Annotated in this window: 12 protein-coding genes; all 12 read left to right on the top strand. The window is 44.3% G+C overall.

Features of this window, described 5'->3' with window-relative positions:
• Positions 1-73: 73 nt before the first annotated feature.
• The gene (locus tag VKA52_RS00535; protein WP_160916805.1) at positions 74-727 is read left to right on the top strand and encodes a 50S ribosomal protein L25/general stress protein Ctc; all 654 of its coding nucleotides are present in this window, start codon (positions 74-76) and stop codon (positions 725-727) included.
• 297 nt (positions 728-1,024) lie between these two features.
• Positions 1,025-1,588, top strand: coding sequence for an aminoacyl-tRNA hydrolase (pth, locus tag VKA52_RS00530; RefSeq protein ID WP_206948368.1), 564 nt, complete (start codon positions 1,025-1,027; stop codon positions 1,586-1,588).
• 76 nt (positions 1,589-1,664) lie between these two features.
• Positions 1,665-1,895, top strand: a complete 231-nt coding sequence (locus VKA52_RS00525) for an anti-sigma-F factor Fin family protein (RefSeq protein ID WP_160916801.1) — start codon at positions 1,665-1,667, stop codon at positions 1,893-1,895.
• A gap of 49 nt (positions 1,896-1,944) precedes the next feature.
• On the top strand, positions 1,945-5,481 hold the full coding sequence (gene mfd / locus VKA52_RS00520) for a transcription-repair coupling factor (protein ID WP_326313835.1): 3,537 nt from the start codon (positions 1,945-1,947) through the stop codon (positions 5,479-5,481).
• Positions 5,482-6,190: 709 nt separating this feature from the next.
• Positions 6,191-6,727, top strand: coding sequence for a stage V sporulation protein T (gene spoVT, locus VKA52_RS00515; protein ID WP_326313834.1), 537 nt, complete (start codon positions 6,191-6,193; stop codon positions 6,725-6,727).
• A gap of 93 nt (positions 6,728-6,820) precedes the next feature.
• The gene (locus tag VKA52_RS00510) at positions 6,821-8,407 is read left to right on the top strand and encodes a putative polysaccharide biosynthesis protein (RefSeq protein WP_326313833.1); all 1,587 of its coding nucleotides are present in this window, start codon (positions 6,821-6,823) and stop codon (positions 8,405-8,407) included.
• Positions 8,404-9,870, top strand: coding sequence for a nucleoside triphosphate pyrophosphohydrolase (gene mazG, locus VKA52_RS00505; protein WP_326313832.1), 1,467 nt, complete (start codon positions 8,404-8,406; stop codon positions 9,868-9,870). Before VKA52_RS00510 ends, mazG begins: the two co-directional genes overlap by 4 nt.
• A 3-nt stretch (positions 9,871-9,873) precedes the next feature.
• Positions 9,874-10,137 carry an RNA-binding S4 domain-containing protein gene (locus VKA52_RS00500; RefSeq protein ID WP_146818725.1) on the top strand — a complete coding sequence of 88 codons (264 nt, stop codon included), beginning with the start codon at positions 9,874-9,876 and terminating at the stop codon, positions 10,135-10,137.
• 229 nt (positions 10,138-10,366) lie between these two features.
• Positions 10,367-10,672, top strand: a complete 306-nt coding sequence (yabP, locus tag VKA52_RS00495; RefSeq protein ID WP_160916794.1) for a sporulation protein YabP — start codon at positions 10,367-10,369, stop codon at positions 10,670-10,672.
• The gene (yabQ, locus tag VKA52_RS00490; protein WP_160916792.1) at positions 10,669-11,256 is read left to right on the top strand and encodes a spore cortex biosynthesis protein YabQ; all 588 of its coding nucleotides are present in this window, start codon (positions 10,669-10,671) and stop codon (positions 11,254-11,256) included. The genes yabP and yabQ overlap by 4 nt, the downstream gene beginning before the upstream one ends.
• Before the next feature lie 15 nt (positions 11,257-11,271).
• Positions 11,272-11,655 (top strand): FtsB family cell division protein, encoded by a 384-nt coding sequence (locus VKA52_RS00485; RefSeq protein WP_160916790.1) that lies wholly within the window; start codon positions 11,272-11,274, stop codon positions 11,653-11,655.
• A gap of 78 nt (positions 11,656-11,733) precedes the next feature.
• Positions 11,734-12,120, top strand: coding sequence for a S1 domain-containing RNA-binding protein (locus tag VKA52_RS00480; RefSeq protein WP_089654586.1), 387 nt, complete (start codon positions 11,734-11,736; stop codon positions 12,118-12,120).
• The last annotated feature ends 666 nt before the right edge of the window (positions 12,121-12,786 follow it).

Here is a 12,786-nt window from a genome sequence, read left to right as displayed (position 1 = left end):
GTAATTAGGTTTAACTCTTGTTTTTAACGGGAAACTGAAATAATGATTGGTAAATTACTGGAGGTTGATTAATTTGGCTATTACATTAAAAGCAAATCAAAGACAAAATCTCAAGCAATCTGTAACCCGTGAAATCCGCTTGGAAGGAAACATTCCTAGTGTCGTATACGGGAAGGATAAAGAACCGATCACGGTTGCTGTTAACAGCATAGAGTTACTTAAAACCGTTCGTGATGAAGGTAAGAACGCGATTATCTCTCTTGATATTGAAGGAAAAGAGACCGTGGATGTCATGCTCCATGAATATCAAGTCGATCCATTGAAAGATGAATTAATCCACGCAGACTTCTACGTTGTAAACATGTCTGAGGAAATGGATGTCGAAGTTCCTGTACACTTAGAAGGTGAAGCGGCAGGAAGTAAAGAAGGCGGCGTCGTTCAGCAGCCACTTTACGATTTGGCGGTTCGTGCCAAGCCACGCGATATCCCTGAGGAAATCGTTGTTGACATTTCTGAACTGAATATCGGTGACAGCATCATGGTCGGTGACTTGAAAGAGTCCAAAAACTATGAGATTACCGAAGATGAAAATACGACGATCGTATCCGTAACTCCTCCGGAAGAAATGCCGGAAGAAGAGCCGGAAACAGATACTGATGCTGAACCTGAAGTCATTAATGAGAAATCAGAGGACGCAGAAGAAGATTCTGAAGAAAAAGAAGAGTAATTGGAAACATTCGAAGGGCGTGGCCAAGAAGCCGCGCCCTTTTTAATCGTTCAACTTCCTACAGTCATAAGTCAATCAATGGTTTTAAACAAGTATTATAACTGTTGATGGGCTTATGCTCTTGGTGTACCCAAATTTCATCATTGTCCGGTTTAAGAACCGGGGTTAAGGGGATTGTATAAACACACGACAGGTTAGGCGCAAGTTTTTGTAAGGATGGAACGCATTTTGACATCTTTCCGCGTTTCCTTTTGATATAATGAATCAATAGTATAAAGACAGAAAAGGAAGTTATGTATGAAGTGTATTGTAGGACTTGGAAATCCAGGGAAGAAGTATGAAGACACCAGACACAATATCGGGTTTATGATTATAGATGAATTGGCTTCACGAAATCAGTGGGCTTTGAGCCAGAAAAAATTCAATGGTTTATTTACAATGGAGCGTTTCAACGGAGAGAAAGTGATCCTTTTGAAACCTCAAACGTATATGAATTTGTCAGGGGAAGCCCTTCGGCCTTTGATGGACTTCTACGATATTGATATCGAAGATGTATTAGTGGTTTATGATGATTTGGATCTGCCGCCAGGAAAAATTCGTTTGCGGAAAAAAGGCGGCCATGGCGGTCACAATGGCATTCGCAATATCATCGATCAGCTGGGAACAAAAGAGTTCAAACGACTGCGCGTCGGTGTAGGGCGTCCGGAAGGTTCAAAAACCGTGATTGATCATGTGTTAGGTGGCTTCTCCAAAGAAGAACAAATATCAGTGAAAGAAAGCATTGATGATTCTGTAAAAGCTTGTGAAGCTTGGATAGAGCGACCGTTTAACGAAGTGATGAATGATTTCAATGTGAAGTGACGGGATCATCGAGTTCGTATAACAGTCCCGAATGACGGTAAAACTATCTACCATCAACCCTTCAAGGAGGATGGAAATGAAAATACGTTATTTTTGCCGTCATTGTGAAAACCAGGTCGGAGAATTAGATGCGAAACATGTGGATGTGTCCCAGTTGGGCTTTGATATATTAAATGATCAGGACCAGGAGCAGATGGTTCATATGACAGCGAGCGGTGATATGAACATTCGAACCATTTGTGACTCGTGCAAAGAATCATTAGACGACAATCCACATTACCACGAGCTTGACTTTTTTATACAGTAAATCTTGATTTCTGATTGGATCGGAAATCTGGGTGGTGGAGGAATTCGTTATGCAAGGTATTAAGGATTATTTATTTCCACAGGATGACATTCATTCTGTTGTCGAAGGTTTTAAATCGGGGATGAAGGAACAAATGGTGGCTGGTTTGTCCGGGGCTTCACGAAGTCTAATGGCTTCCATGCTTCAAGAGTCTTTGGAACGACCAGTCATCATCGTGACTCATCAACTGATTCAAGCACAACAATTGTATGAGGATATGCAAGAATTGACCGATGCAGATCAGGTTCACCTGTATCCGGTCAATGAACTGATTGCATCAGAAATCGCCGTTGCGAGTCCTGAACTAAGGAGCCAGCGAATCGACGCGTTAAGTCAGTGGCTGTCTCAGGAAAAAGGGATTTTAATTGCACCTGTGGCTGCACTAAAACGAATGATGCCACCGAAATCTTACTGGGAGCAAAGTCAGCTCCCTTTTCGTGTTGGGGAAGAAATTAATCTCGACAAGTACTTAGAACGCTTAGTGAACATGGGGTATGACCGTACAGAGATGGTGGCCACACCAGGGGAGTTTTCTTTGCGTGGGGGAATCATGGATGTGTACCCACTGACCGCAGAGTTTCCGTATCGGATTGAGTTGTTTGATACAGAAGTGGACTCGATTCGGACGTTTGATTCCGAAACACAACGGTCCCATGACAAATTGGAGGCTGTCCAGATTGGGCCGGCTACGGAACTGTTGCTCAAGGACGAGGATTTTGCCAGAGCCCATGATCGTCTGGAGAACGCCTTGAGCCATTCTTTGAAGAAACTAACCAAACAGGATGCGAAAGAGACACTCGCTCAAGTAGTCGAGCATGACTTGGATCTTTTAAAGGCGAAAGAGCATTTCCAGGAAATTTATAAGTACATTGGATATTTCTACGAAGAACCTGTCAGTCTACTAGACTACCTGCCTGAAACAGGTCTTGTCATTCTGGATGAAATGAGCCGGATCCAGGAGACGGCCAATCGTCTCGACCAGGAAGAAGCAGAATGGCACAACAGTATGCTGGAAGCCAACCAGACCGTGCGCGAACTTAACCTTTCTTTCGACTGGCAGGATGCTTGGATGAAAATCGAACATCCTCGTCTTTATCTGTCTGTTTTTATGAGGCACATCCCCAATACGCAACCGCAGAATATCGTGAATATCTCGAGTCGTCAGATGCAGCAGTTCCATGGCCAGATGAATTTATTGAAAAATGAAATGGATCGCTGGGAGAAGCAGGATTTCTCTGTCGTGATCCTCGCTCCCGATGAAAACAGAAAGTCCAAGATCGAAGGTGTCCTTCGTGACTATGATATGGAAGCGGTCATTGCGGAAGGGGACGTCCAGCTTCCGTTGGTGAAACCGACCATTATCACGGGTGATATCAGTCATGGGTTCGAATGGCCGATGCATAAGCTTGCGGTCATGACCGAAAATGAACTGTTCAAGAAAAGAACCGCCAAACCGAAACGGAAACAGAAAATGTCGAACGCCGAGCGGATTAAGAACTATCAGGAATTGAAGGTCGGCGATTATGTCGTCCACGCCAGCCACGGAATCGGAAAGTATTTAGGGATTGAAACGTTGAAAATGGCTGGGAACCATAAAGATTTTCTGATGGTCAATTACTCTGGAAATGACAAGCTTTATGTGCCAATCGACCAAATTGATCTGATCCAAAAATATGTGGGGTCGGAAGGAAAAGAACCGAAAGTTTATAAGCTTGGCGGCAGTGAGTGGAAAAAGGTCAAGAGCCGGGTCCAATCTTCAGTCGAAGATATCGCTGATGATTTAATTCAGCTTTATGCCGAACGCGAAGCCTCCAAAGGATTTGCTTTCAGTGAAGATGGAGAAATGCAGAAAGACTTTGACGCAGCCTTCCCTTATGAAGAAACGGAAGATCAAATCCGTTGTATTGAAGAAATCAAATCGGATATGGAACGTGTGCGTCCGATGGACCGGCTGCTTTGCGGAGATGTAGGTTATGGAAAAACAGAAGTCGCGATTCGCGCAGCATTTAAAGCGATTGTCGATGGAAAACAAGTAGCCTTGCTCGTGCCTACAACCATTCTTGCCCAGCAGCACTATGAGACCCTTCAAGAGCGTTTCCAGGGCTTTGGGATTAACATTGGACTAATGAGCCGCTTCCGTACGAAAAAGCAGCAGAAAGAAACGACCGATCGTCTAAGGAAGGGTCTCGTCGATGTGGTGGTAGGAACCCACCGAATTTTATCCAAAGATATGCAGTTCAAGGACTTAGGGCTGTTAATCGTCGATGAAGAGCAACGTTTCGGAGTGAAACACAAAGAGAAAATCAAACAGTTGAAAAACAATGTCGATGTGTTGACGTTGACGGCGACTCCGATCCCGAGAACCTTGCACATGTCCATGCTTGGTGTCAGAGATTTGTCTGTCATTGAAACACCACCGGCCAACCGTTTCCCTATTCAGACGTATGTGCTTGAATATAATCCGATTTTCCTCCGGGAAGCGGTGGAACGGGAGATGGCCCGGGGCGGTCAGGTATTTTTCCTCTTCAATCGTGTGGAAAACATCGAACGGATGGCTCAGCAAATTGCTGAGCTTGTCCCGGAGGCTAGGGTCACTTCTGCCCATGGACAGATGAATGAGACCGAACTTGAGAATGTCATGTTTTCCTTCCTGGAAGGGGAATTTGATGTGCTTGTCAGTACGACGATTATTGAAACGGGAGTCGATATTCCGAATGTGAATACCCTCATTGTTTATGATGCGGACCGTATGGGACTAAGTCAGCTTTATCAATTGCGAGGACGTGTCGGAAGGTCGAACCGGGTGGCCTATGCGTATTTCACTTATCAAAAGGACAAAGTGCTGACAGAAGTGGCCGAGAAACGGTTGCAGGCGATAAAAGAATTCACTGAGCTCGGTTCCGGGTTCAAAATCGCCATGCGTGATTTGTCTATACGTGGAGCAGGGAACCTTTTAGGAGCCCAGCAGCACGGGTATATCGATTCTGTCGGATTCGATATGTATTCCCAGATGTTAAAAGATGCCATAGAAGCGAAAAGACAAGGGAAAGAGCCGGAAAGTATTCAGCCATTCCAACCGGAGCTTGATATGATGCTGGATGCTTATATTCCCGATGAATACATCGCTGATGAAAAGCAGAAAATCGATATGTACAAATTGTTCCAGGCGATTGAAACAGTCGAGGATATTCATGACTTGCGTGATGAATTGATCGACCGGTTCGGCGATTACCCGCAAGAGGTGGATAACTTGTTCCGCGTTTCTTCTATTCGTCTGCAAGCAAAACGTTCAAGGATTGAGAGCGTGACAGAGAAGAAAAGGAAAATCGAAATGTTGATGGAAGCAGAGCAAAGTCAGCAGATCGATGGAACAAAACTGTTCGAATTTGCAAATAAATACGGGCGTATGGTTCAACTAGGGACAGAAGATTCCCAATTGAAGGTAACCTTTACATGGGACCGTAAGACAGAATTCAAACGGTATGAGCTTGTCGAAGAATTTATCAGCAAGCTTCCGGAGATGATGAGAGAAGTATCAACTGCCTAATTGCACCTCATCCCTTAACAGGGATGAGGTTTTTCTTATCTATTCACGCTTCCTCTGCACCCGGTAAAATCCAGGTCCGGCTCCCAGACACTCGAGACATAAGTCAATCCCCTCCATGGAGAAAGACCACTCCATTGCGTGTCTTGTCTTATGCTTGTCGTGTCTAAACGGTCGCCTCCACATCCGGTGAGATCCAGTTCCGGTGCCTAGCTTCTCGAGGTCATAGGCAAATCATCTTTGTGAGGAAAAAGCACCTCACAAAAGATGCTTCGCATATGCTTGTCGAAGCTGCCCAAGGCACCTCCACATTCCAAATCGTCCAGTTCCAGCTCCCAGACACTCGAGACATAAGTCAATCCCCTCCATGGAGAAAGACCACTCTATTGCGTGTCTTGTCTTATGCTTGTCGTGTCTAAACGGTCGCCTCCACATCCGGTGAGATCCAGTTCCGGTGCCTAGCTTCTCGAGGTCATATGCAAATCATCTTTGTGAGGAAAAAGCACCTCACAAAAGAAGCTTCGCATATGCTTGTCGAAGCTGCCCAAGGCACCTCCACATTCCAAGTTTACATTTTTTATGAAAAAATCCATCCAAAGGGTGTATAGGTTTTTATTGCTGTATCATACTATCTTTAATCACCCGCTTGTTCTGCTTGCGCTTCAACAGGTATAGATAGGCAGTCATCACAGAAAAGGAGGCAGCATATAGAATGAAAGCAACTGGTATTGTACGCCGTATTGATGATTTAGGACGTGTTGTTATCCCGAAAGAGATCCGCCGTACGCTGAGGATCCGTGAAGGTGATCCTTTGGAGATTTTTGTAGACCGTGAAGGTGAAGTGATACTTAAGAAATATTCACCTATTAGCGAGTTGGGTGATTTTGCAAAAGAGTACGCAGAAGCGCTCAGTGAGTCTTTAGAAGCTCCTGTGTTGATTTGCGATCGTGATGAGTATATAGCGGTGGCGGGAAGTGCGAAAAAGGATTATATGAACCGATCGATCGGATCTAAGATTGAAGAAGTCATGGATTCGAGAACAATGTCTTTTGAGAAGCATCCGGAGCCGGTTGAATTGACTCGGGGTCAGGAAGAAGATGTGATATCATATCTTATTTATCCTATCATTGCGCAAGGAGATCCCATCGGCTGCGTCGTCGCCTTCAATAAAGAAGGTTCTCCATTAGAAGACGGGGGCAGTAAAGCTGTACAGACAGCCGCTAGTTTTTTAGCCAAACAAATGGAGTAGCAAGTAAGGTCAGATCCAAGCGGGTACGGGGTCTGACCTTTTCCTATGATATAATGAATGTTCTGAATACATATATATTAGAAAGGGTCCAATATGACCAAATTACGTTCACGCTCTGTTTTACAAGGAGCATTCATTCTAACACTAGCCGGATTGATCAGTAAGGTCATAAGTGCGGGGTATCGTGTCCCCCTTCAGAACTTAACGGGAGATCTTGGCTTCTATGTCTATCAGCAAGTGTATCCCATTCTCGGCATTGCTCTGATCCTTGCCCTGTATGGTTTTCCAGCAGCCATTTCCAAAATCGTTTCCGACATCGATGATCAATCATCGCCTCTATCTGTTCCATCGTTTTATATCCCTGTTTTCTTGTGGGTGATGATGGCATCTGGATTGATTTTTATGGCTGGATTTTTATCGTCTCCGTGGATTGCTTCTGTAATGGGAGATGAAAAACTAACCACTTCTTTAAAGTCGGCGTTTGCTGTTTTTCTCCTTGTTCCTTTTGTAGCGGTTGTTCGAGGTACATTTCAAGGACAGAATAATATGGGCCCTACAGCTGTATCACAAATTATCGAACAAGTCTTCAGAGTCGGAATCATCATTGGTTCTGCTGTTTTAATCATGAAGGGAACGGACGTTTACACCATAGGAATAGGGGCGTCGCTAGGTTCATTGGCAGGCGCAGGAGCTGCGTTTTTGTTTCTTTTTTATTGGTTGATGAAAAAGGGGGACATGTGGACATGGAGAAGGCGGGATCATGGTATCTCCTATAAACGGACCATTTTCCTGCATGGCACCCTGATTTGCTTAAACTACATGCTGCTCTTATCTTTACAGCTCGTTGATGCATTGACATTGGTCCCGAACCTCCTGAAATCAGGGATAGCGCTTGAAGATGCGCGTATGTGGAAAGGGGTGTTCGATAGAGGGCAGCCTCTCATTCAACTGGGTACGGTGCTTGCATCATCGCTCGCTCTCGCTCTAATTCCTTCTGTCACGAGATCAAGGTTGAAGCAGAATCCTGCGAAAGTGAAAAAATCGGTGGTGAGCGCCGTGAAGATGACCGTCTTCCTTTGTGTTGGAGCCACGGCTGGGCTGATCTTCTTATTTCCGGCCATCAACCAGTCCTTTTTCCAGGATGATCAAGGAACGGGAGCTTTAAGAATCCTGATGCTTGTCATCCTTGGCAGTTCTCTTTCCATTACCCTCTCTTCCATATTGCAGGGATTAGGTTATATGAAACAAACAGCCATGATGATCGCAGGGGGACTGATTATTAAATGGGTTGGAAACAAGATCTTTATTCCTTTTTGGGATTTAGAAGGAGCAGCAATTGCCTCGGTGATGGCTGTCGCTTTTGTTTTAATCGGAAATGTCGTAACCTTAAGACATGAAGTTCCTTGGGAAAAATGGACCACCCTCCCCTGGAAAGGGATCCTGATTTCTCTTGGAGGAATGATGTTCGGACTATGGCTGGCTAAAATGCTCGCCTTCCTTGTTTTTAATTTAGATACAAGGTTGTCTTTATTCCTGTACACATTGTTTGTTACAGGATTTGGTGCTTTGATTTATGCGGTCCTTCTTCTCAGAACGGGCAGCTTCACAAATGAAGAATTAGATGTCATACCTTTTCGTAAGGTCGTATGGAAGCTTTCGCCGAAAGGAATGAACCAATGAATACCATAACAATCATCGGACTTGGAGCTGCGGATTTAGAGCAGCTTCCGCTCGGGGTTTACCGTGAACTGACCCAAAATCAATCCCATCTCTATGCACGAACCCTCGATCACCCAGTCATCCAAGCGCTGCAAAATGAAGGAATCACATTTGAAAGTTTTGATTCTGTGTATGAATCGAATGATCAATTTGGAGACGTATACACAGAAATCGCCTCCCGTCTTCTTACCTTTTCCGGTGGACAGGACGTAACCTATGTCGTCCCTGGACATCCTATGCTTGCTGAACGGACGGTTCAACTACTGATTCAAGCGAGAGACAGAGGGGAAGTCCTCCTCGATATTAAAGGTGGTCAAAGTTTTCTTGATGCCACGTTCACCGCGCTTGAAATCGACCCAATCGAGGGGTTTCAGTTTGTAGATGCTACAGATTTGAAGCGGGAAGAGCTTCAGTTTTTGAATCATATCATCCTCTGTCAGGTGTATGATTCGTTAGTGGCTTCGGAAGTGAAATTGACATTGCTGGAAGAGCTACCGGCTGATTACCCCGTAACCATAGTGACAGCCGCTGGAAGTGAACATGAAAAGCTTACCACGGTTCTTCTTGAAGAGCTGGACCGCCGCGTCGAAGTGAATAATTTAACCAGTGTGTATATTCCCCCTGTTAAAAGAGATGATCTCAATCACCAATTTTTCCGCCTGAGAGAAGTCATCAAGATTCTGAGAAGTCCGGAAGGCTGTCCTTGGGATCGCAAACAAACGCACGAATCACTAAGGAAATATATGATTGAAGAAGCCTATGAGTTTATTGATGCTGTTAACCGCATGGATGATGACCATATGATTGAAGAGCTTGGGGATGTGCTGCTTCAAGTCATGCTGCACAGCCAAATCGGGGAAGATGAAGGATATTTTACAATCGACGACGTAATAGTATCCATAACGGAAAAAATGATTCGCAGACATCCTCATGTTTTTGGTGAAATCACAGTGGATTCATCCGATGAAGTGGTCACTAACTGGGAGGCAATTAAAGCAGAGGAAAAAGGGCAGCAGCCTGATTCTATCCTTGATTCCGTGCCTGAGAGTTTTCCGGCCCTTCTTCAAGCGGAAGAGTTGCAGAAGAAGGCAGCTAAAGTAGGGTTTGATTGGGATACCGTTGATCCTGTCATTGAAAAAGTTGAAGAAGAATGGAAGGAATTCAAGGAAGCACGCGATTCGGGCGACCGAGAAGAGATGGAAAAAGAATTCGGAGATTGGCTGTTTGCCATTGCTAATCTTTCCAGGCACTACAAGATCAGTAGTGAAAATGCTTTGCAGCGGACGAACCGTAAATTCAGAACCCGTCTTTCATCCATGGAAAAGGATGCTCATACAGAAGGACGCCAATTAAGAGACTATGATTTAGATTCATTAGAGGAATTATGGGTAAAAGCGAAAGAAAAACATAAAGGAGCGGAATGACACATGCGTTTGGATAAATTTTTGAAGATCTCCCGTTTAATTAAAAGACGTACACTCGCGAAAGAAGTAGCGGATCAAGGGCGTATCAGCATTAATGGTGCCCAAAGTAAAGCAGCAAGTAACGTAGCGGTCGGAGATGAACTGACCATTCAATTCGGACAGAAAGTACTGACGATTGAAGTGAAATCATTAAAAGAGAATGTCACGAAAAATGAAGCGACGACTCTTTATGAGATTAAAAAAGAAGAGCCCGTCAATCAATCCTGACAACAACCACTGCCGGAAACGGCAGTGGTTCTTTTCTGGCATTTATATACTTCTTTTATATGCCTGACCCCGGCATAGACCTCATTAGTGCCAGGCATCGCCTGCGTGTATAAGGGTGCCAGGCACCGGAAAGCTTTTAGTCGGGGCGGTCCGAGGCGCTTCCCCATTCTAAAGTTCTAATCTCCTCTTTTTTCTCATAGCTTGTACTAGAGAAGGGGGCTGTGATGAGATGGAAGGTTATGAAAAGAATCAAGGGATACGCAGTCAGCAACCGGTGGAGCATAATGTGAAAGTATGGAATAGAAGAAATATAGAAATCTCAGGGGTGAAAGAGGTGGATAGCTTCGATAGTGAAGAATTCCTCCTGCAGACATCGATGGGGTATCTTGTGATCCGCGGTCAAAACCTGCAAATGAAAAACCTCGACCTGGATTCTGGAGTCGTCTCCATTAAAGGAAAAATGTATGAAATGACCTACTTGGACGAGCATCAAGGGGAGAAAGCTAAAGGTCTGTTTAGCAAGCTGTTCAAATGACCCTCACCACTCAGTTCATTACGATCGTTGCCATGATCGGGGGAGGGATGTTCGTCGCCGCATCATTGGATACATTTGAACGCTTTTTCGGAAAAAGAAAAAAGGGATGGCTTGAAATCATTTATCAGTTGAGCTTTTGGCTCTTTCAAGCCGCTTTTCTCTTTTATTTATTATACCTCGCCAATTATGGAGAGTTGAGGGTGTATGTTTTCGTGGCGATTGTTTGTGGATTTGCTGCGTATCGTGCATTGTTTCAGAACCTTTACTTAAGAACACTTGAAATGTGGATCCGAATCAGCATGGCTGTTTTCCGTTTCTTGAAGAAGACAGTCTATTATTTGATTTTCATCCCCGCGAAATCCATCATTTTCCTTATAATTTCTTTACTTCTTGGCGTTTATAAGATACTTTTAAAGGGTACTATTATATTGTTTCTTGTCGTATTTTATCCGATCCGGCTAATTTTTCGAATCATTTGGCGACTTCTGCCGAAAAACATGAAAAAATACTTAAGGGATTTAGCAGGGTTTCTGGATAAAATGAAGAATACAATGAACAATTGGATGAAACGAATCAAGAAGTAAAGGAGGCCTACTTTCATGGCAAAGAGACAAACGGAGTCTGTGGCACGTATGGATTCTACATACATGAAGCACTACGATGCCTATATGGACAGACACCAACGTAAGAAAAAGCGATTAGTCCGCCGTCTCGTAATGTTTGCCCTGTTAGTGTCGATCGTTGCTGGCTCCATGGTGTTTTATTCTATGAAACAACAGTCCTTGTATGCAGATAAGCAGGAGAAATACGACCAGTTGCAGCAAGAGATGACCGCTTTGAAAAAAGAGGAAAAAGGTTTAGAGCAGGAAATTGAACTTCTTAAAGATGAAGAGTATGTGCTGCAGATTGCGCGGACGAACTATTTCTTCTCAAAAGAAGGAGAAATTATATTTAAAATGCCTAATGAGGACCCGTCATATTGACACTCTTTTCAAAGCTTATATATAATATATAAGAAGGATAATTTTTTTATCGAAAACTTAAGGAGGAGCATTTTTTTTATGTCAATTGAAGTAGGCAGCAAGCTGCAGGGTAAGGTAACGGGTATCACTAATTTCGGAGCGTTCGTCGAGCTTCCAGATGGTAAGACGGGGCTAGTTCACATTAGTGAAGTTGCCGATAACTACGTAAAAGATATTAATGAGCATTTAAGCCAGGGAGACCAGGTGGATGTGAAAGTCATTAATGTCGGAGATGATGGGAAGATTGGTCTTTCCATTAAGAAAGCAAAAGAGAACTACGGTCGTCGCCCACAGAAACCTCGTAAGCCGGCTGAATCATTCGAACAGAAAATGAACCGTTTTATCAAGGATAGTGACGAGCGACTAGCATCACTGAAGAAGCACACGGAATCCAAACGTGGAGGTCGAGGTGCTAAAAGAGGATAGCTTGCTGTCTAGGACAATGAGTAAAAGGTGCACGTCTTCATAAATAAAAAGCAGATCCATAACGGATCTGCTTTTTTGTATGCACTCATTTCTTCAACTAAAGCTCCCTTTAGTGGGAGACTCAGTTTCGAGATGTTTCTGGGTTCGTTCCTTAGGTTGAGCGTCAGGGGTGGCTGGGAAGCAACTCGCTTTCCTGTGGGGGAGCGCCGAGCTTCCTCGGACTGCGTCCTGCGGGATCTCGCCTATCTCCTTCTCCCACGGGAGTCTCGCAGCTTCCCAACCACCCCATTTGTTGAGAAGTGGAACGAACCCCTATACCGAGAGTGAGTGTCTCTTATTCCTCTATCCTAAGTAGGCATAAAACGCTCTATATCAAGCCTTAAGTTCTGGCAGCCCGCAGTAGAAAATTTTATATGATTCATTTCGTTTCATTATTCAAGTTGATCTTTTAGAAGTGGTTTCGATAATAATCCTTGGTAAAGGAGCGGAGGGGAATGGCGAGACTCCTGCGGGATAAAAGTGCTTGGTGAGACCCCACAGGACGCAGTCCGAGGAGGCTCACCGCGCTCCCGCGGAAAGCGAGTTATTACCCGCAGCCCCCATCCACTTAACAAAAATCTCGAAACTGAGTCTTCAAACCTGCCATATAGTTTTATAGACGGCGGT

This window comes from Halobacillus sp. HZG1 (assembly GCF_035818575.1).
GTDB classification, from domain to species: domain Bacteria; phylum Bacillota; class Bacilli; order Bacillales; family Halobacillaceae; genus Halobacillus; species Halobacillus litoralis.
This window is presented reverse-complemented; position numbering and strand designations above follow the sequence as displayed.